This is a genomic window from Streptomyces sp. SDr-06 (genome assembly GCF_003324565.1).
Lineage (GTDB): Bacteria > Actinomycetota > Actinomycetes > Streptomycetales > Streptomycetaceae > Streptomyces.
Genome location: NZ_QOLA01000002.1, coordinates 303,254 through 321,922, shown reverse-complemented (window position 1 = coordinate 321,922; position 18,669 = coordinate 303,254). Strand labels below are relative to the sequence as shown.

The 18,669-nt window shown below is 73.6% G+C and carries 20 protein-coding genes and 1 other RNA gene; 9 read left to right on the top strand and 12 right to left on the bottom strand.

Going from position 1 to position 18,669, the window contains the following annotated elements:
* Nucleotides 1-4 precede the first annotated feature (4 nt).
* Entirely contained in the window at nt 5-1,333 is a 1,329-nt protein-coding gene (locus DT019_RS05840) for a Bcr/CflA family multidrug efflux MFS transporter (RefSeq protein ID WP_114035549.1), read from the bottom strand.
* A 190-nt stretch (nt 1,334-1,523) separates the two neighbouring features.
* On the opposite strand from DT019_RS05840, the gene DT019_RS05835 reads away from it, so the two are divergent.
* Nucleotides 1,524-2,285, top strand: a complete 762-nt coding sequence (locus DT019_RS05835) for an SDR family oxidoreductase (protein WP_114035548.1) — start codon at nt 1,524-1,526, stop codon at nt 2,283-2,285.
* Between the two features lie 90 nt (nt 2,286-2,375).
* On the top strand, nt 2,376-3,254 hold the full coding sequence (locus tag DT019_RS05830; protein WP_411292688.1) for a PhzF family phenazine biosynthesis protein: 879 nt from the start codon (nt 2,376-2,378) through the stop codon (nt 3,252-3,254).
* A 29-nt stretch (nt 3,255-3,283) separates the two neighbouring features.
* On the opposite strand, the gene DT019_RS05825 is transcribed toward DT019_RS05830, so the two are convergent.
* Nucleotides 3,284-3,607, bottom strand: coding sequence for a nuclear transport factor 2 family protein (locus DT019_RS05825; RefSeq protein WP_114035546.1), 324 nt, complete (start codon nt 3,605-3,607; stop codon nt 3,284-3,286).
* 136 nt (nt 3,608-3,743) lie between these two features.
* Here DT019_RS05825 and DT019_RS05820 point away from each other — a divergent pair, with 136 nt between their 5' ends.
* Nucleotides 3,744-4,076, top strand: coding sequence for a MazG-like family protein (locus DT019_RS05820; RefSeq protein ID WP_114035545.1), 333 nt, complete (start codon nt 3,744-3,746; stop codon nt 4,074-4,076).
* Between the two features lie 92 nt (nt 4,077-4,168).
* Here DT019_RS05820 and DT019_RS39090 read toward each other — a convergent pair whose 3' ends face one another.
* Together DT019_RS39090 and rnpB are read right to left on the bottom strand one after the other, a co-directional pair.
* Nucleotides 4,169-4,363, bottom strand: coding sequence for a hypothetical protein (locus DT019_RS39090; protein ID WP_147267279.1), 195 nt, complete (start codon nt 4,361-4,363; stop codon nt 4,169-4,171).
* 215 nt (nt 4,364-4,578) lie between these two features.
* An RNA gene (gene rnpB, locus DT019_RS05815) (RNase P RNA component class A) lies at nt 4,579-4,978 on the bottom strand.
* Nucleotides 4,979-5,086: 108 nt separating this feature from the next.
* Here rnpB and DT019_RS05810 point away from each other — a divergent pair.
* On the top strand, nt 5,087-5,866 hold the full coding sequence (locus DT019_RS05810; RefSeq protein WP_114035544.1) for a MerR family transcriptional regulator: 780 nt from the start codon (nt 5,087-5,089) through the stop codon (nt 5,864-5,866).
* Complete coding sequence (locus tag DT019_RS05805; protein ID WP_114035543.1) at nt 5,863-6,471, top strand: hypothetical protein; 609 nt, start codon at nt 5,863-5,865, stop codon at nt 6,469-6,471. The genes DT019_RS05810 and DT019_RS05805 overlap by 4 nt, the downstream gene beginning before the upstream one ends.
* A 13-nt stretch (nt 6,472-6,484) precedes the next feature.
* Here DT019_RS05805 and DT019_RS05800 read toward each other — a convergent pair whose 3' ends face one another.
* On the bottom strand, nt 6,485-7,927 hold the full coding sequence (locus DT019_RS05800; protein ID WP_114035542.1) for an RNB domain-containing ribonuclease: 1,443 nt from the start codon (nt 7,925-7,927) through the stop codon (nt 6,485-6,487).
* Nucleotides 7,928-8,086: 159 nt separating this feature from the next.
* On the opposite strand from DT019_RS05800, the gene yaaA reads away from it, so the two are divergent.
* Both yaaA and eda read left to right on the top strand, forming a co-directional pair.
* Nucleotides 8,087-8,887: a peroxide stress protein YaaA gene (yaaA, locus tag DT019_RS05795; protein WP_114035541.1), complete on the top strand. Its 801-nt coding sequence runs from the start codon at nt 8,087-8,089 to the stop codon at nt 8,885-8,887.
* A gap of 67 nt (nt 8,888-8,954) precedes the next feature.
* Nucleotides 8,955-9,599, top strand: a complete 645-nt coding sequence (gene eda / locus DT019_RS05790; RefSeq protein ID WP_114035540.1) for a bifunctional 4-hydroxy-2-oxoglutarate aldolase/2-dehydro-3-deoxy-phosphogluconate aldolase — start codon at nt 8,955-8,957, stop codon at nt 9,597-9,599.
* Nucleotides 9,600-9,769: 170 nt separating this feature from the next.
* Here the strand turns inward: eda and DT019_RS05785 are convergent, their stop codons facing one another.
* From DT019_RS05785 to DT019_RS05770, 4 genes are read right to left on the bottom strand one after another with little or no spacing between them, the layout of a single operon-like run.
* Nucleotides 9,770-11,074: a bifunctional RNase H/acid phosphatase gene (locus DT019_RS05785; protein WP_114035539.1), complete on the bottom strand. Its 1,305-nt coding sequence runs from the start codon at nt 11,072-11,074 to the stop codon at nt 9,770-9,772.
* Nucleotides 11,075-11,818, bottom strand: a complete 744-nt coding sequence (locus tag DT019_RS05780) for a zinc ribbon domain-containing protein (RefSeq protein WP_114035538.1) — start codon at nt 11,816-11,818, stop codon at nt 11,075-11,077.
* Nucleotides 11,815-12,675 (bottom strand): Nif3-like dinuclear metal center hexameric protein, encoded by an 861-nt coding sequence (locus tag DT019_RS05775; RefSeq protein WP_114035537.1) that lies wholly within the window; start codon nt 12,673-12,675, stop codon nt 11,815-11,817. Before DT019_RS05775 ends, DT019_RS05780 begins: the two co-directional genes overlap by 4 nt.
* 48 nt (nt 12,676-12,723) lie before the next feature.
* Entirely contained in the window at nt 12,724-13,794 is a 1,071-nt protein-coding gene (locus tag DT019_RS05770; protein WP_114035536.1) for an ABC transporter substrate-binding protein, read from the bottom strand.
* A gap of 227 nt (nt 13,795-14,021) precedes the next feature.
* Between DT019_RS05770 and DT019_RS05765 the strand changes: the two genes are divergently transcribed.
* Entirely contained in the window at nt 14,022-15,140 is a 1,119-nt protein-coding gene (locus DT019_RS05765; protein ID WP_114035535.1) for a hypothetical protein, read from the top strand.
* A gap of 55 nt (nt 15,141-15,195) precedes the next feature.
* On the top strand, nt 15,196-15,339 hold the full coding sequence (locus DT019_RS39415; protein ID WP_189389192.1) for a hypothetical protein: 144 nt from the start codon (nt 15,196-15,198) through the stop codon (nt 15,337-15,339).
* Between the two features lie 65 nt (nt 15,340-15,404).
* Here DT019_RS39415 and DT019_RS05760 read toward each other — a convergent pair whose 3' ends face one another.
* From DT019_RS05760 to DT019_RS05750, 3 genes are read right to left on the bottom strand one after another with little or no spacing between them, the layout of a single operon-like run.
* Entirely contained in the window at nt 15,405-16,349 is a 945-nt protein-coding gene (locus tag DT019_RS05760) for a 3-oxoacyl-ACP reductase (RefSeq protein WP_114035534.1), read from the bottom strand.
* Between the two features lie 43 nt (nt 16,350-16,392).
* On the bottom strand, nt 16,393-17,469 hold the full coding sequence (locus tag DT019_RS05755) for a Zn-dependent alcohol dehydrogenase (protein ID WP_114035533.1): 1,077 nt from the start codon (nt 17,467-17,469) through the stop codon (nt 16,393-16,395).
* A gap of 34 nt (nt 17,470-17,503) precedes the next feature.
* Nucleotides 17,504-18,358, bottom strand: a complete 855-nt coding sequence (locus tag DT019_RS05750) for a MaoC/PaaZ C-terminal domain-containing protein (protein WP_114035532.1) — start codon at nt 18,356-18,358, stop codon at nt 17,504-17,506.
* Nucleotides 18,359-18,669 lie beyond the last annotated feature (311 nt).

Here is an 18,669-nt window from a genome sequence, read left to right as displayed (position 1 = left end):
GAGTCTACTTTTGCCGCGCCACCGCACCGGCCGTCGCGGCGGCGGCCCCGGCCGCGCGCTGCCAGGGCCGGCACAGCAGCAGGAAGCAGAGCAGGGCGGCGACGGCCGAGGCGAGCTGGACCACGGCCATGGGAACGGCGGTGGCCTCGCCCGCGATGCCGACCAGCGGGGAGGCGACCGCGCCGACCAGGAAGGAGGACGTGCCGAGCAGCGCGGACGCCGAGCCGGCGGCGTTCGGGGTGCGCATCAGGGCCTGGGCGTTGGTGTTGGGCATGGCGAGGCCCATCGCCGACATCAGGACGAAGAGACCGGCCGCGACCGGCGCGAGGCCCACCTCGCCGAACACGCCGGAGGTCATGAGCAGCAGCGCCGTCGCCGCCAGCGCGATGACGGCCAGGCCGAGGCCGAGCACCTTGTCCAGGCTGACCCGGCCGATGAGGAGCTTGCCGTTGATCTGGCCGACGACGACCAGGCCGACGGAGTTCAGCCCGAACAGCAGGGAGAACGTCTGCGGTGAGGCCCCGTAGATCTCCTGCACCACGAAGGGGGAGGCCGAGATGTAGGCGAACAGCGCGGCGAAGGCCAGGCCGCCCGCGAGCATGTAACCGGTGAACACCCGGTCCTTGAGCAGGCCGCCCATGGTGCGCAGGGCCTCCCCGACGCCGCCCGCGTGCCGCCGCTCCGCCGGGAGCGTCTCGTGCAGGAACTTCCACACCACCGCGGTGAGCAGCACACCGACCACGGTCAGCACGGCGAAGACGCCGCGCCAGTCGGTCAGCCGCAGCACCTGTCCGCCGATCAGCGGGGCCACCACGGGGGCAACGCCCGAGATCAGCATCAGGGTGGAGAAGAAGCGGGCCATCTCCACGCCGTCGTAGAGATCGCGCACCACGGCGCGGGCGATCACGATGCCCGCCGCCCCGGCCAGGCCCTGCAACAGCCGGAAGCCGATGAGGAGTTCGACGTTCGGCGCGAAGGCGCAGACCGCGGTGGCCAGGACGTACACCACCATGCCGACGAGGAGGGGGCGGCGGCGTCCCCACTTGTCGCTCATCGGCCCGACCACGAGCTGGCCGAGCGCCATCCCGGCCAGGCACGCGGTGAGGGTGAGCTGCACGGTCGCGGCGGGCGAGCGCAGCGCGTCGGTGACCTCGGGCAGGGCCGGGAGGTACATGTCCATGGAGAGCGGCGGGAGCGCGGTGAGCCCGCCGAGCACGAGCGTGACCAGGAGGCTGGTGCGCCGGACGGCGGCGGTGGCGACGGCGTGCGGGGCCGTCGCGCCGGCCGTGGTCGATATGGGGCCCTGGGTGTCCTGGCCGCCGCGCTCCGGCATCGGTTTCTCTCCTGAAGGTTGAATCGAATAACCATGTTCTCAGCCGGGCCCCGTCGGCGGGACCACTCGGGAGGGACGGGAAAGGAGGAACGGGTCACACCGGGACCCGTCCGCTCACGGGCGGCGCGCCGGCTCCCACATCGCGGACGGGCCGTCTCACGCCCCGGCCGCTCCCGTACGCTCCGGGCCCATGGACATCACCTCGCAAAAGTCTGCCGTCGTGACCGGCGCCGGGTCCGGCATCGGCCGTTGCGTGGCGCTGGCGCTGGCCGGCGCGGGCTGGTCGGTGGCCCTGGCCGGGCGCCGGGCCGCGGCCCTGGAGGAGACCGCGGCACTGCTCGGGGAGGAGGCCCGGGTGCTGTGCGTGCCCACGGACGTGACCTCCCCCCATGAGGTGGCCGCGCTGTTCGCCGCGGCGCGGGCCGCGCACGGGCGGGTGGACCTGCTATTCAACAACGCGGGGACGTTCGGGCCGGGCGGGGTGCCGGTCGAGGACCTGTCGTACGAGGCGTGGCGCTCGGTGGTCGACGTGAATCTGACCGGTGCGTTCCTGTGCGCGCAGGCCGCGTTCCGGACCATGAAGGAGCAGGCGCCGCAGGGCGGCCGGATCATCAACAACGGGTCCATCTCGGCGCACGCGCCGCGGCCGAACTCGGTGGCCTACACCGCGACCAAGCACGCGATGACCGGGCTCACCAAGTCGCTGTCCCTGGACGGGCGGCCGTACCGGATCGCCGTCGGGCAGATCGACATCGGCAACGCGGCGACCGACATGACACAGCGGATGCAGACCGGGATCGTGCAGGCCAACGGCGAGTTGGCGGTGGAGCCGGTGATGGACGCGGGGGACGTGGCGCGCACGGTGCTGCACATGGCGGAGCTCCCGCTGGAGGCGAACGTCCAGTTCGCCACGGTGCTGGCCACGACGATGCCGTACATCGGGCGGGGCTGACCCCGGCCGCCCTCACACCCGCCGCGAACGGCCCGGCCGTCCGCTCCCCCGGGCCGGAATAGCCCGGCCTGGGCGGCAGTTGAGGCGATCATGACGAACGACACGCAGCCCGAGATCCTCCGCTACACCGCCTTCTCGGCCGACCCGCTGGGGGGCAATCCGGCCGGGGTCGTCCTGGACGCCTCGGGGCTCGACGACGCCGCGATGCTGGCGATCGCCGCCGAACTCGCCTACAGCGAGTCGGCGTTCCTGACCGCGCCGCCGGAGGGCCTGGGCGAGCCGGGGCGGGCCTTCACTGTGCGGTACTTCAGCCCGAAGGCCGAGGTGCCGTTCTGCGGGCACGCCACCGTGGCGACGGCGATCGCGCTGGGCGAGCGGATCGGCCCTGCGGAGCTGGTCTTCGCGACCCGCGCGGGCACGGTCCCGGTGACCGTCGCCGAGGACCCGGCGAGCGGCGGCCTGCGGGCCACCCTGACCAGCGTCGAGCCGCACTCCGAGCCCGTCGGCGAGAAGGACCTCGCCGAGGCGCTGGCCGCCCTGGACTGGCCCGCCGGGGACCTCGACGCGGCGATCGTGCCGGGGATCGCCTTCGCCGGGGCCCGCCACCTCGTGCTCGGCGCGGCCACCCGCGAGCGCCTGGCCCGCCTCTCCTACGACTTCGACCGGCTCACGGCGCTGATGGAGCGGCTCGACCTCACCACCGTCCAACTGGTGTGGCGCGCCTCGGAGTCGGTCTTCCACGTCCGCGACCCGTTCCCGGTCGGCGGGGTCGTGGAGGACCCGGCGACGGGGGCCGCGGCTGCCGCGTTCGGCGCGTACGCGCGGGAACTCGGCCTGGTGCCCACCGATTCGGTGCTGACCCTCCACCAGGGCGAGGACCTCGGCCGGCCCGGGGTGCTCACCGTGACGCTGCGCGCGGGCGACCCCCGGGTGCGGGTGAGCGGCGCGGGGGCCCGCATCCCGGCGTGACCCGGTGACCGGGCGGGCTCACACGGGCGTCAGGCCTGCCCGGTCTCGAAGCGGCTGACCTTGCCGCCGTCGACGGTGAAGCGCCAGGAGGTGCGCATCTCGCCCCAGGTGTCGTTGCGGTAGTTGGCGACCAGACCGAGCCCGTCGTGCGTCTGGTTCTCGATGTCCATGTGGCCGCCCGAGGAGAAGATCTCACGCTCGGTCCAGTCGGCGACGTCGCGGTCCGTACCGTCGTCGGACATGGTGGCCCCGGGGGCCAGGGCGGCGGCGAAGGCGTCGCGGTCACCGGAGTTGAGGGCGCCGACGAAGGCGCGGACGGCCGGTTCGGTCAGCTTGTCGAGGGCGATGGTCACGGTCTTTTCTCCCGGTCGGTGCGGGCCGTCCCCTCTCGCGCGGGCGGGCCCGGAGCGTACGAACGATTCATCCCCCAGGACACCCCAGCCGGACCCGGGCCGCCACCGGGGCGCTGCCGGATGGCACGGTGGGCCCATGGACGACACCCCCTGGAACTCCCCCTGGCCCACGGTCACCGCCCTGCACGCCTGGCTGACCGAGCGGAGCCCGCTGCCGCCCGAGCAGCAGACGCTGCTGCGGATGCTGAAGCTGTCGGAGGAGGTGGGCGAGGTCGCCGAGGCCGTCATCGGGGCGACCGGCCAGAACCCCCGCAAGGGCGTCTCGCACAGCTGGCAGGACGTCCAGTCCGAGCTGTGCGACGTGATCGTGACGGCGATGGTCGCGCTGACCACCCTGACCCCGGAGCCGGGCCGCGTCTTCGACGACCATCTCGCCAAGGTGGCCCGGCGCTCCCTCGGCGGCGACTGAGCCCGCCTGGGCCGCGGGCAGCCGCGGACACGGCCGCCGGTCACACCCCGTCCCGGCGCGGCGACCGGGCGGGGCGGCCGGAGTCCGCGTGCTCAGCCGAGCTGTCCGAGCATGCCGGTGACGGAGTTGAGCGCGGTGTGCAGCGAGGGGGCGACCGCGGTGTCGGCGAGATAGAAGCCGAACCCGGCGCAGACCAGCGCGTGGGAGAGCTTGGTGCCACCTTTGTGGCAGAGGAAGAAGGCACCCGCTGCGAGCGCCAGCATCACGGGAAAGTGCAGGGAAGGCACGGCGTTTCACCTCGCGTCCCCGAGTCGACGTGTGCGGTACCGCGGCCGTCTCCAGGGAGCACGGTCCTGCGTCGGTACCGCAGATCACGCTACGACCGCCGGGCGCGTTGCGCCACACGGAGGATGAGCGGGCGGATACCTGGAGTGATACCAGCAGGTCGGAGAAGGTCACCGAGACCTGACACAGAGGAGCCCGTGGTGGGGAAGAGGTGGGGCAGACGAGTCGGGCTGTACGCCGGGTTCTGTGCCCCGGGACCTCGCGGTCGTCGGGGCGACGGCCATCCATCTAGGACCGGCGTTGCCGCCGGCCTCGTGCGGTCTACCCGCGGACTCGGGCAGGCTGCCCTCGAACGTCCGCGCAGGAGCACCGGGGCGCTCCCTCTTGACCTTGCTCCGGGTGGGGTTTACCTAGCCGCCTGAGTCACCTCAGGCGCTGGTGGTCTCTTACACCACCGTTTCACCCTTACCGAGGACCGAGGTCCCCGGCGGTCTGTTTTCTGTGGCACTGTCCCGCGGGTCACCCCGGGTGGCTGTTGGCCACCACCCTGCCTTGTGGAGCCCGGACGTTCCTCGGGAAGATCCGATGGATCTCCACGCGGCCGTCCGCCCGGCTCGTCTGCCGTGCTGACCATGCTACCCGGCGCGCGGCGCCGGAAAGGCCGAGGCCCCGGGCCCGGAGTTCGGCTTGACCCTGCCGCGGCGTCAACGTTTCTAATGACTGCCATGCGGATATCGGAGATCGCCGCGCTGGTAGGGGTGACCACGCGGGCCGTCCGGCACTACCACCACCTCGGCCTGCTGCCCGAACCGGCCCGGCTGGCCAACGGCTACCGGCAGTACACGGTGCGGGACGCGGTCGCGCTCGCCCGGATCCGGCGCCTGACCGAGCTGGGCCTCGGCCTCGACGAGGTGCGGGACGTGATCGCCGACGACGCCGGACACGAACTGGCCGAAGTACTGGCCGGGTTGGACGCGGACCTGGCCCGTCAGGAGGCGGAGATCCGGGCCAGGCGGGCCCGCCTGGCCACCCTGCTGGCGCGGGCCCGGGACGGGCGCCTGACCACCGACGACGAGCTCTCGCCGGAACTGGCCGACCTCTTCGCGGAGTTGGGCGCGCCACCGGCCGCCTCCGCGATGGCCGCCAAGGACCGCGAGCTGCTCAGCCTCCTGGAGACCGCCGCGGCCCCCGAGGAGCGGGCCCGGCTGAGGGCGGCCGTGCGGGCCGTCGCCGCGGCGCCGGGCGCCGCCGAGCGCGCGCACGAGGTGTACGCCCTGCTCGACGACCTGGCGGACGCCGATCCCGCCGACCCCCGGGTGGACACGGCGGCGCGGGCGCTCGCCGACTGCCTTCCGCCCGAGCTGACGGCGGAGATCGCGGCGCACCCGGCACCGGCGGACCAGGGGTTCCTCAAGGCCTTCTTCGCCGACTTCGCGCCCGCGCAGGCGGAGGCGGTGCGGCGGGCGATGCTGCGGGCCACCGAGAAGGGCGGGGCGGGGCGATGACCCACGATCTCCGGCCGGGGGCGGCGCGCCGCCTGCTCGCGCACGAGGGCCGGGTGCTCGCGAGCTTCGGGCTGTGGCTGACCCGGCGACGGCATCAAGTGGGGCCGGTGGACCGGGCGTTCGGCTATGCGGGGGCGCAGGCGGCGACGGTGTACGGGCTCGCGTTCGTCTGCGTCGTCGAGACGGTCGGGGTGTCGTTCCTGGTCCGCGACTGGCCGACGGTGCACGCGGTGCTGCTGGTCCTCGACCTGTACACGGTCGTCTGGATCCTCGGCATGCAGGCCGCGGCCGTGACCCGGCCGCATGTGCTGACCCCGGACGCGCTGCGGCTGCGCCAGGGCGCCCGGGTGGACCTGGTCGTCCCGCTGGACCGGATCGCCCGCGTCCGGCGGGAGCTGAGGTTCCAGGGCGCGGGGGGAGCGGGGCCGCGGGAGAACCTGGAACTGGCCGTCGGCTCCCAGACCTCCCTGACGGTGGAGCTGACCGGGCCCGTCACCCACGTATCGCTCCTGGGACAGCGGCGCGAGGTGACGGTCGTGCGCTTCCACGCGGACGAGTCGGGGGACCTGGCCAGGGCGCTGACCGCGGCGCTCGCCCGGCCGTAGCGACCGGGCCGCCTCACGCCGGGGCGAACAGGACCTTGGCGGTGCCGGGGTCGGCCCGCGTGAGACGGACCCGCACGCGCCCGCCGAGCGGGAGCGGCTCCGTGCCGCCCTCGACCCGGGCCACCACCGCCGGGTCGGTCAAGTGGACGGTGCCGACGGCCGGTTGCTGTTCCTTCACGTCGACGACCGTCGCGTCGAAGAGCTCGCCCACCCGGTCCTTGAGCAGCGCCGCCTCCACGATGTCCACGCACTCGCGCTCGACGGTGTTGGCCCGGCTCGTGCCCCGGGCCATCTCCTTGGGGAGCTCTTCGAGCGCGGCCGCCACCCAGTCGGGCGGGTCCTGGCCCGCGACCGCCGCCAGGCACAGCTCACCGGCGTACCGGTCCACGAGGCGGCGCAGCGGCGCCGTGCAGTGCGTGTACGGGGCGGCCACCGCGGCGTGCACGGCGAGTTCGGGCGCCGCGCCGCCGGTGAACACGGTGTACCCGGCGCCGCGCAGCAGCGTCGTGCACTCCTGGAGGAAGGCCGCGTGGCGCGGCTCGCGCGGGTCGAGCGAGCGCACGACCGCCGCGTACGGGACGTGGTGGGGCCAGTCGATGCCCAGCGCCCGGGCGGAGCGGCGCAGCCGGGCGACCGCGCCGTCCGGGGCGCTGGGCAGGGTGCGCAGGATCCCGGTGCCGGACGCCAGCATCAGCTGGGCTCCGGCCATGCCGGTGAGCAGGGAGATCTGGGCGTTCCAGCCGTCGGCGGCCGGCGGGGCGCGGTAGGTCAGGTCGTAGCGGTGGTCGTGCTCGACGATCTCCTGCTCGGGAACGTTGAGCGAGATGCCGCCGCGGGCGACCTCCTGCCGCTCGCGCAGGGTGCCGATGTCGCGGAGCAGGGCGAGGGACTCGGGCGCGGTGCCGGTGTCGATCTGCCGCTGTACGCCCGCGTAGTCGAGTTTGGCACGGCTGCGGACCAGGGCGCGTCGCACGTCGGTGGCCGTGGTCACGCCGTCCGCGTCCAGGTCGATCCGCCAGAGCAGGGCGGGGCGGGTCCGGTCGGGCAGCAGGCTCGCGGCGCCCTCGGAGAGCAGCGCGGGATGCAGCGGGGTCTTCTCGTCCGGGAAGTAGAGGGTGGTCACGCGGCGGTGGGCCTCGGCGTCCAGGGCGCCGCCGGGGGTGACGAACGCGGCGACGTCCGCGATGGCGTAGTGCACCCGGTAGCCTCCGCCCGCCCGGCGTTCCAGGTGCATCGCCTGGTCGAGGTCGGTGGAGGCGGGCGGGTCGACGGTGAAGAGCTCGATGCCGGTCGCGTCGTACTCGGGCAGGCGCGGATGGCGTGCGGCGCGCTCCGCCTCGGCGATCACGTCGGCCGGGAAGTCCGCGGGGACGTCCAGCGTCGTCCGCAGTGCGGTGAGCGCGGCGCGCAGCGGGGCCTGTGCTGCGCCGGTCACGTGGAGGTGGCGGCGGGGCATGCCATCGAGCCTAGGGGCGGGCCGGGGGCGGGGCATGTTTTCTCCTGCAGGGCTCCGGCCCCCCGGCGCACGAGCACCGGCCGGATCGCGCCCGGCCACCCCGTACGCTGGCGCGAGGGGCCGCACCCCCTCCCCGTACGTACAAGAAGGAGAATCGCCGTGCTGGTGCTGTTGCCGCCCTCCGAAGGAAAGGCCGCGTCGGGGCGCGGGGCGCCCCTGAAGGCGGAGTCGCTGTCCCTGCCGGGGCTCGCTCCGGCGCGCGCGGCCGTCCTCGACGAGCTCGTCGAGCTGTGCGCCGCGGACGAGGAGAAGGCTCGCGAGGTGCTCGGGCTCAGCGAGGGGTTGCGCGGCGAGGTCGCCAAGAACGTCGAGCTGCGGACCGCGGGCACCCGCCCGGCCGGGGAGATCTACACCGGCGTGCTGTACGACGCCCTCGACCTCGCCTCCCTCGACGCGGCCGCCAAGCGCCGTGCCGCGAAGTCGCTGCTCGTCTTCTCGGGGCTGTGGGGCGCCGTCCACACCGGTGACCGGATTCCCTCCTACCGCTGCTCGATGGGCGTGAAGCTGCCGGGCCTCGGGGCGCTCGGGCCGTACTGGCGGGGCGTGATGGACCCGGTCATGACCGAGGCCGCGGGCAAGGGCCTCGTCCTCGATCTGCGCTCCGCCGCGTACGCCGCCGCCTGGAAGCCGAAGGGCGCCGTCGCGGGCCGGACGGCGACGGTCCGGGTGCTGCACTCCCAGATCGTCGACGGCGTGGAGAAGCGCTCGGTCGTCAGCCACTTCAACAAGGCGACGAAGGGCCGCATCGTGCGCGACCTGCTCACCGCGGGCGCCGCCCCCTGCGACCCGGCGGAACTGGTGGAGGCCCTGCGCGGTCTCGGGTACGTGGTGGAGGCGGAGGCCCCCGCCAAGGCGGGCCGCGCCTGGGCGCTGGACGTGGTCGTGACCCAGATCCACTGACCCGCCGCCCGTTGCGACATACGCAACGGGCGTTGCACACTTCACACGCCATCGGCAGGATGGGCGCATGACGCCCGCCGCCGTGCCCTCCCCTGCCGCCTCCGTCCTGGATCTCGCCCCCGTGATCCCCGTCGTGGTCCTCGACGACGCCGCCGACGCCGTGCCGCTCGCGCGGGCCCTGGTGGCGGGCGGGCTCCCGGCGATCGAGGTCACCCTGCGCACGCCCACGGCCCTGGACGCGATCCGGGCCGTGGCGGCAGAGGTGCCGGACGCGGTGATCGGGGCGGGCACGGTGATCACGCCGGGCCACGTCGCCGACGCGGTGGACGCGGGGGCCCGCTTCCTGGTGAGCCCCGGCTGGACCCGCGATCTGCTCGCCGCGATGAAGGCGTCGGGCGTGCCGTTCCTGCCGGGGGTCTCGACGGCGTCGGAGGTCGTGGCGCTGCTCGAAGAAGGCGTCCGCGAGATGAAGTTCTTCCCGGCCGAGGCCGCGGGCGGCACGGCCTACCTCAAGTCCCTGGCATCGCCGCTGCCCGCGGCCCGCTTCTGCCCGACCGGCGGCATCTCCCCGACGTCCGCCCCCGCCTACCTGGCCCTGCCGAACGTGGGCTGCGTGGGCGGCACGTGGATGCTCCCCCCAGACGCCCTGACCACCCGGGACTGGCCAAGAATAGAATCCCTGGCCCGCAAGGCCTCAACCCTGCGCAACTAAGCTGCCGAGCGACAACCCCCTTAGGACCGCGAGAAACCGCGAGCGGGGGGAGCTGAGGGGCGCGAGGAACCGCGCGACCAGCCACCAACGACCCGCACACGCGGAGGGCCTGAAGGGGCGCGGGGAACTGCGCAAGAAGCAACCGCCCCGCACCCCGAAGGAACCCAGAGCTACCGCAGGTGCCCCGTGTCGTTCAAAACCCGCACAGACGCATTGCCATCCCCGTAGTACGCCACCGCCGACAGCGACGCGGCGGACAGTTCCATCCGGAACAGGGACTCCGGCGGCGCCCCCAGGGCCAGCCTGACCAGGGTCTTGATCGGGGTCACATGGGTCACCGCGAGCACCGTGCGCCGGGGGTACGCGGCGATCAGCCGGTCGCGGGCCGCCGCGACCCGGCGGGCCACGGTCGCGAAGCTCTCGCCGCCACCCGTCGGGGCCGCCTTCGCGGAGCCGAGCCACGCGTCCAGGTCGGCCGCGTACCGCTCGCGCACCTCGGCGAAGGTGAGCCCCTCCCACGCCCCGAAGTCCGTTTCGCGCAGGCCCTCTTCGACGTGAATGTCGAGCCCGAGGCGGGCCGCCACGGTCGCGGCGGTCTCGCGGCACCGCCGCAGCGGGGACGAGACGACGACCTCGACGGTGCCGCGCTCCGCGAGGGCGGCGGCGGCCCGCTCGGCCTGGTCGCGCCCGACGGCCGACAACTCGGGGTCACCTCCGCCACTGCCGGAGAACCGCTTCTGGGGCGTGAGCGCCGTCTCGCCGTGCCGGAGCAGCACGAACGTGGCGGGCGCCCCCAGATCGGCGGACGCCCCCCAGCCGACGGTGGGCGCGGCCTCAACCGGCTTGCCCGGTACGGAAGTTGTCCCCGAAGCGGAAGCAGCCGCAGACGCCGCGACCGGCGCACCCACGGGAGCCGAGGCGCTCGACGCCGCGCCCGCGAGCGCCGCCCGCGCCCTGGCCGCGCCCGCCGCGTGGTCCCCGACGACCCGGGCCGCACTCGCGTCGGCCGAGGCGGCGAGGTCGGCCGTGGACGCCGAGGGCTCCCAGCGCCGGCCCCGCCCGCCCGCGTCCATCGCCTCGTTGGCGAGCCGGTCGGCATGCTTGTTGCGCTCGCGCGGGATCCACTCGTACGACACCTGCGCGGACGGCAGGACGCGCGCCGCCTCGGCCGCGAGCGGCCTCATGTCGGGGTGCTTGATCCTCCAGCGGCCCGTCATCTGCTCGACGACGAGCTTGGAGTCCATGCGGACCCGCACCCGCGCCGCCGGGTCGAGCTCGCGCGCGGCCCGCAGGCCCGCGATCAGCCCCTTGTACTCGGCGACGTTGTTGGTGGCGACGCCGATGAACTCGGCGGTCTCGGCGAGCGTCTCGCCGGTCACCGGGTCGAGGACGACCGCTCCGTAACCGGCGGGACCCGGGTTGCCCCGGGAGCCGCCGTCGGCCTCGACGACGAACTCGCGCCCGGCGGACGGCACTTACAGACCCGATTCCGAGGTGCGCACCAGGATGCGGCGGCAGTTCTCGCAGCGCAGGACCGCGTCAGGAGCGGCCGCCTTGACCTCGTTGACCTCGGTGATGTTGAGCTCCAGGCGGCAGCCCTCGCAGCGGCGCTGGTAGAGGCGGGCCGCGCCCACGCCGCCCTGCTGCTCGCGCAGCTTGTCGTAGAGCTTGAGAAGGTCGGCCGGGACGGACCCGGCGACGATCTCGCGCTCCTTGGTCACGGAGGCGGCCTCGGCGTCGAGCTCACCGAGCGCGGCGTCGCGGCGGGCGGTCGCGTCGTCGACCTTGGCCTGCACGGAGGAGACCCGCTCGGTCAGCTCGGCGGCGCGCTCCTGCGCGGACTCGCGGCGCTCCATGACCTCGAGGACGACGTCCTCCAGGTCGGCCTGGCGCTTGGCGAGCGAGGCGATCTCGCGCTGGAGGCTCTCCAGGTCCTTCGGCGAGGAGACGGCGCCGGAGTCGAGACGCTGCTGGTCGCGGGCGGCACGCTGGCGCACCTGGTCCACGTCCTGCTCGGCCTTGGTCTGCTCGCGGGCGGTGTCGCTCTCCTCGGTCTGCGAGGCGACCAGGAGGTCACGCAGCTGGACGAGGTCCTTGTTGAGCGATTCGATCTCGGCGTGCTCGGGCAGCGACTTCCGCTTGTGGGCGAGCTGCGACAGGCGGACGTCCAGCGCCTGTACGTCGAGGAGTCGGATCTGGTCGGCGGGCGCGGCGTTCAGTTGGGGGCTCCATCAATAGAAGGGGAGGTGTGGTGGGCGGACCACGGGTCGGTGACCGTCTTCGAGACGTGGACCCTCAGGTCCCAGCCGTGGCGGTCGGAAATCTCGTCGAGCTGGGCGGCGGCCTGCTCGCACCAGGGCCACTCGGTGGCCCAGTGCGCGGCGTCGACCAGACCGAGTTCCTTGGAGTGCGCTGAGTGCTGCACGGCCTCCGACACCGGGTGGTGGCGCAGGTCGGCGGTGAGGAAGGCGTCGGCCCCCGAGGCGCGCACGGCGTCGAAGAGGCTGTCGCCGGAGCCGCCGCTGACCGCGACGGTCCGCACCAGCGCGTCGGGGTCGCCCGCGACGCGGACGCCCTGCGCGGTGGCGGGCAGCCGGGCGGCGGCGTGCGCGCCGAACGCGCGCAGCGTCATCGGGTGGTCGAGCTCGCAGACCCGGCCGAGCCCGCGACGGCCCGCCGGGTCGGTGGCGTCGGGCACGAGGGGCCCGACGACGCGGAGGTCGAGGGCGCCCGCGAGGGCGTCGCTCACCCCCGGGTCGGCCGTGTCGGCGTTGGTGTGCGCGACGTGCAGGGCGATGTCGTGCTTGATCAGGGTGTGCACCACGCGGCCCTTGAAGTGCCCGGCGGCGACCGTGGTGGTGCCGCGCAGGTAGAGAGGGTGGTGGGTGACGATCAGGTCGGCGCCCAGTTTCAGCGCCTCGTCGGCGATCTCCTGGACGGGGTCGACGGCGAACAGGACCCGGTACACCTCGGCGTCCGGGTCGCCGCAGACGGTGCCGACGGCGTCCCATCCCTCGGCCCGCTCGGGCGGCCAGAGGGCGTCGAGCTCGGCGATGACTTCAGACAGACGGGGCACGGAGACAGGTTACCTGCGCCGCGCACCCCGCCGGTCGGCCGCCGGGGGCTACTTCTTGACGAGGAAGCCGCGCAGGTCGTCCAGGACGGAGTCGGCGGCGGTGACGCCGAGCCCCAGGTACCAGGTCTCGTCCTTGACGTCCTTGGCCTGCCCGGCCTTGACGGCCTTCAGGTTCTTCCACAGCGGGTTCGACTCGGCGCTGTCCCGCTTGGACTTCTTCGGGTCGCCGTAGACCCCCGTGAAGATCCAGTCGGCGTCGGCCTGGTCGATGGTCTCCGGGCCGACCTCGGTCGCCAGGTCGACGGCCTGCTGGTTCTTGGGGCGCGGGATGCCGGCGTCGTCCAGGATCGTGCCGATGAAGGAGGCCTTCGCGTACAGGCGGACCTTGCCCGGCATGTAGCGGAGCATGGTGACGGTCGGCTCGTGCGCGCCGAGGTCGCCGCCGAGCTGCCTGGCCCTCGTCTCGTACGCGGCGAGCTTCGCCTTCGCCTCGGCGGTCCTGTCCAGAGCGGCGGCGTTCAGCAGGTAGTTCTGCTTCCACGGGAAGCCGGGGCGGATCGAGAAGACCGTGGGGGCGATCTTGGAGAGTTCCTTGTACTTGTCGGCGGCGCGCAGCTGGCTGCCCAGGATCAGGTCCGGCTTCAGCGCGGCGATGGCCTCCAGGTTGAGGCTGTTGATCGTGCCGACGCTCTTCGGGTCGCCCGCGTCCTTCTTCAGGTAGCTGGGGATGCCCTCGTCGCCCTCGGTGGGGGCGTAGCCGACGGGCTGCACGCCGAGCGAGACGACGTTGTCGAACTCGCCGACGTCCAGGACGACGACGCGCTCGGGCCGCGCCTTGATCTCGGTGGCGCCCATGGCGTGCTTGACGGTGCGCGGGAACCGGCCGGCCGGGGCGTCGGTCCCCATGGCCGCGGTCTTCTCGGCGGCCGCCGCGAAGTCCTTGCCGCCCTGGGCGACGGACTTCTTGCCGCCCGCGTCCGTCTTCCCCGAGGCCGGGGCGGAGGCTGCGCCGCCGCCGTTCCCGCCGTTCCCGCCGTCTCCGCTTCCGCACGCCGCGAGGGAGAGTCCGGCGGCCACGGCGAGGGCTACGGCGGCGGTGCCGCGGCGGCGTAGGGACATCAGAGGCTCCTGTACAGCGGGAATCGGGACGGCGGACACGCCGGCCGAAAGAATCCGGCCAGCGTGGCTTAGGTACGCCTAACCTTACATAAACCGTTCCTGCACACCGGTCTCCCCGCCCACAGGCGAATCGCCCGACAGCCACCCTTTGGTGTGAAGCGAGTGGTCTCGTGTTGTTCGGCTGGAAGTGCGAAAACTAGCTTCGGTGGCCGGAGGTGAGCCATCTGATGACGGCTTTGGCCATCGAGACCGCTGCCGAGGACGGCGCGGTCAGAGGTACGGGATTCGCGATCACCGCGAATGGTTCGTACGCCGCGAGGCTGGTGCGCGACGCGGGTGCGGGGGCCTGGTTCCCGGAGCGCTGGACGCTCGACGGCCCCGAGCCGTACGCGGTGCCGCTGCCCGGCAACCAGCCGGAGGAGCCGGACGCCGGGGTGCTGCCCATGGCGGACGGCAGGGTGCTCATCCACCGCAGGATCGCCGACCGGCACTCCTTCGCGCTGCTCTACCCCACCGGCCCCGCGACCGGCGAGCTGCAGCTGGGCGCCGTCGACGCGGCGGCGGGCGAGCTCACCCTGCTCCCGCCGTCGCCGGACGGCAGCTGCGCCTACGCGCTCGCGGCGGGCCCGGACGGCACGGCGCTGTGGCTGGTGGCGGGCGGCGCGTTCGGGCCCGAGCTGGTGGCCCGGCTCAAGGGGCGCTGCTCGGGCGGGGTGTGGCTGGACCGGACCGGCCGGATGCTCGCGCTCGACCGGGAGCTGGACGGCCGCACCAAGGCGGTGGCCGTCGACCTGGAGCGCGGTGGCGAGGTCACCGAGCTGCTCCAGATCACCGAGGACAGCGACGACCGGCTGCTGCTCGCGGACGCCGACAGCGGGCTCCTGATGATCCGCTCGAACGCGCCGGGCCAGGACCGGCTCGGCTGGGGCGTGCTCGGCTCGGCGCTCCCGGTGCGCTTCCCCGAATGCCTGCGCCTGGCGGACGCGGCCCTGACGCCGTTCGCCGTACAGCCGGGCCAGGTCCTGATGCCGGAGTCCTGCGCGGTGGCCCTGCGCATCGACGCCGAGGGCGGCACCTGGGTCGGCATCTGGCGTCCGGCGGGCCGCCATCTGCACCAACTCGCGGCCCCGCAGGGGTGGTTGGCGGGCGCGGGCCTGTGGCGACCGGAGGGGGTGCTGAGGCTTCCCTGTGTCACGGAGGCGAGCCCGTGCGCGGTGCTCGACCTGCCCGCGCCGCCGGACCCGCCCGCTTCCCCGCCGCCGCCCGCCAGGCCCGCCGCGGCCAAGCCCGTACCGCTCGGGCAGGCACCCCTGACCGGCCGTCGACAGCTCAAGGGAGATCGTTAGAATCGGCGCCCTGTACGAGGGATACGTGAAGACGACTACGGGGTGACCACAGCTCATGTCCAACCAGACCGACATCCGTCCGCAGGAGACGGGGACCGACAGCGCCGGCAAGCACCGGGGCGGCGCGGCCTCCGAGGACACGGCGGCGCCGGCCCACGGACGCCACCGGCGCGAGGAGACGGCGGGCAGCAACGCCTGACAGCCGTACGGGCCGAGGCCCCCGGGGTGGTCACCCCGGGGGCCTCGGTCGTGCGCGGGCCGCGGTCAGCCGCGCTTGAGCCCGAGCACCTCGGCCGCGGCGAAGGTCTCGCCCGCGGGCCGGTCCGCGTAGTAGGGGGAGAGCAGCCCGTCGAGCTCCTCGTACGAGAAGGCCTCCTTCGCGGTGTCGAACTTGGCGGCCACCCTGGGCCGTTCGACGATCGCGACCATGCCGCCGTGCACCACCAGGAGCTGCCCGTTGACCCTGGCCGCGGCGGGCGAGGCCAGATAGCCGACCAGCGGCGAGACGTGCTCGGGCGCCAGCGGGTCGAGCTCGCCCTCCCCCGGCTCCTGGAACCCCTGGAAGACGTCCTCGGTCATGCGGGTGCGGGCCCGCGGGCAGATCGCGTTGGCGGTGACCCCGTACTTGCCGAGCGCGAGCGCGGTGGAGGTGGTCAGGCCGACGATGCCGCCCTTGGCCGCCGCGTAGTTGGGCTGACCCGCCGAACCGGCCAGGAAGGCCTCCGAGGAGGTGTTGACGATGCGGCCGTACACCGGGCCGCCCGCCGCCTTGGACCGCTCGCGCCAGTGCGCGGCCGCGAAGTGGGTGGTGTTGAAGTGCCCCTTGAGGTGCACATGGATCACCGAGTCCCACTCGGCCTCGCTCATCGAGAAGATCATCCGGTCCCGCAGGATGCCCGCGTTGTTGACCAGGATGTCGAGCTTGCCGTAGGTGTCGATCGCCAACCGGACCAGTTCACCAGCCTGTTGATGATCGGCCACGTCCCCGGTGTGGGCGACGGCCCGCCCGCCCGCGGCCCGGATCTCGGCGGCGACCTCCTCGGCGGGGCCCGTCGACGCCTGGCCCGAGCCGTCGCGTCCGGGCTGCCCGAAGTCGTTGACGACGACCGCCGCGCCGAGCCGGGCGAGTTCGAGCGCCTCGGCCCGGCCGAGCCCCCGCCCGGCCCCGGTGACGATCGCGGACATGTCTTCAAGTGGCAGTGCTGCCATGCCGGTTGGGTCCTCTCGCAAGGGGTGTGCGGACGGGACGGGATCAGATCTCGATGCAGGTGCGCAGGGCCTCGCCGCTGCGCATCTGGTCGAGGGCGTCGTTGATCCCTGCGAGCTGCACCCGGTGGGTGATCAGGCCCTCCAGGTCGATGCGGCCCGCCCGCCACAGCGCGATGGCCCGCTCATAGGAGCGCAGGACGTCGCCGCCGCCGTACATGGACGGCAGGATGCGCTTCTCGTCGAAGAACAGCTCGAACATGTTGACCTGGAAGAAGTCGTCCATGGCGCCCGCGCCGACCACGCACAGGGTGCCGCCGCGCCGGGTGTGCTCGTACGCGGTGCGGGCGGTCGCGGAACGGCCGACCACCTCGAAGACGTAGTCGAAGCCCTCGCCCTGGGTGACGCGCTGCTTGGCGTCGGCGAACGCGTCGGGCGAGACGGCCTCGGTGGCGCCGAACCTGAGCGCCGCCTCACGCCGTGACGCGACCGGGTCGACGGCGACGATCTGGGCCGCGCCCTGCACCCGGGCGCCCTGGATGGTGGAGATGCCGACCCCGCCGCAGCCGATGACCGCGACCGACGAACCCGCCTCCACCTTCGCGGTGTTGATGGCCGCGCCGAGCCCGGTGGTCACCCCGCAGCCGATCAGGGCGGCGATCTCGTACGGCACGTCGTCGGGGATCGGCACCGCGCAGCCCGCCGCGACGACGACCTCCTCGGCGAAGGTGCCGGTGCCCGCGAAGCCGAACACCTCGCCGCCGGCCCGCCGGAAGTTGGGGGTCCCGGCGTTCATGAAGCCCGCGAGGCAGAGCTGGGTCTGGCCGCGCTTGCAGGACGGGCACGCCCCGCACGCGGGCAGCCAGCACATCAGGACCCGGTCGCCCTGCTTGAGGCCCGTCACACCGTCGCCGACGTCGATGACCTCCCCGGCCCCCTCGTGGCCGGGGACGAACGGCGCGGGCTGCGGCAGCACGCCGCTCATCGCCGAGAGGTCGGAGTGACAGAGCCCGGTCGCGCGGACGCGGAGCTTGACCTTCCCCGGCCCGAAGCCGGTCGCCTCCACGTCGTCGAGCACTTCGAGCTTGTCCTGGCCTATCTCGTGCAGTACGGCTGCGCGCATGGTGCGGCTCCCCTCAAGTGCCGGAAAAAAAGGCTCAGTTGTGTTCAACGATCGTGTCGGCGAGGACCGGCGCCTCGTCCCGCTCCACCGCCGTCACCGCCACCTGGATCCGGCCGGGGTCCGACCACATCCGGATGCGCAGGGTCTCGCCCGGGAAGACGACCCCGGTGAAGCGGGTGGCGTAGGAGCGCACCCGGGTCACGTCGCCGCCGAGCAGGGTGTCGACGACGGCCTTGAGCGTCATCCCGTACGTGCACAGGCCGTGCAGGATCGGCCGGTCGAAGCCCGCCAGTTTGGCGAAGTCGGGGTCGGCGTGCAGCGGGTTCCAGTCCCCCGAGAGCCGGTAGAGCAGCGCCTGTTCCTCCCGGACCGGGCGCTCGACCACGTGGTCGGGGTCCCGCTCGGGCCGCGCGGGACGGGCGGAGGGTCCCCGGTCCCCGCCGAAGCCGCCCTCGCCGCGCACGAAGATCTGCGCGTCGCTGGTCCACAGGGGGCCGTCCTGGTCGGCGGCCTCGGTGCGCAGGACCAGGATGGCGGCCTTGCCCTTGTCGTAGACGGCGGCCACCTTGGAGGTCGAGGTGGCCCTGCCCCGTACGGGGATCGGCCGGTGCAGGGTGATGGCCTGCCCGCCGTGCAGCACCGCCGCGAGGTCCACGTCGACGCCGGGCGCGGAGAGCCCGCCGACCACGCCCATGCCGGCGCCCGCGACGGTGGCGAAGGAGGGCAGCACGTGCAGCCGGGACTCCAGGGTGTAGCGCAGCTCGTCCGGGTCGGTGGCCGGGAGCCCCGCCCCGAGCCCCAGGTGGTAGAGCTGTACGTCCTTGTGGTCCCAGGCGATCTCGGTGGACCGGGGCTCGGCGGCGACCGCCTTCGCGGCATCAATGGGCATGAGGATGCTGCTCCTTGAGCGTTGTGCGGGCACGGGAAAAGACCTCGGTGCGGCCGTCCGCACCGTCGGCCGCACCGAGGTCGTACTGGACCGGACCGAGGACTCGTCCGCCTTCTAGAACGCGTTCTAGGCCGATGGCCCCCAGGTATAGCGCACGCCCCGGCCGTTGTGAAGGCTCCTGACGACACGTCAGATCACCGGAAGTGGGCACCCCATGACACGTTCGGCGGGGGTACCCCAGGACATTTGTCCTGCTCGGCTCCGTACAACCGCATCTGGGGCGGACCCGCCCGGCTCCCTAGCGTTGGGGG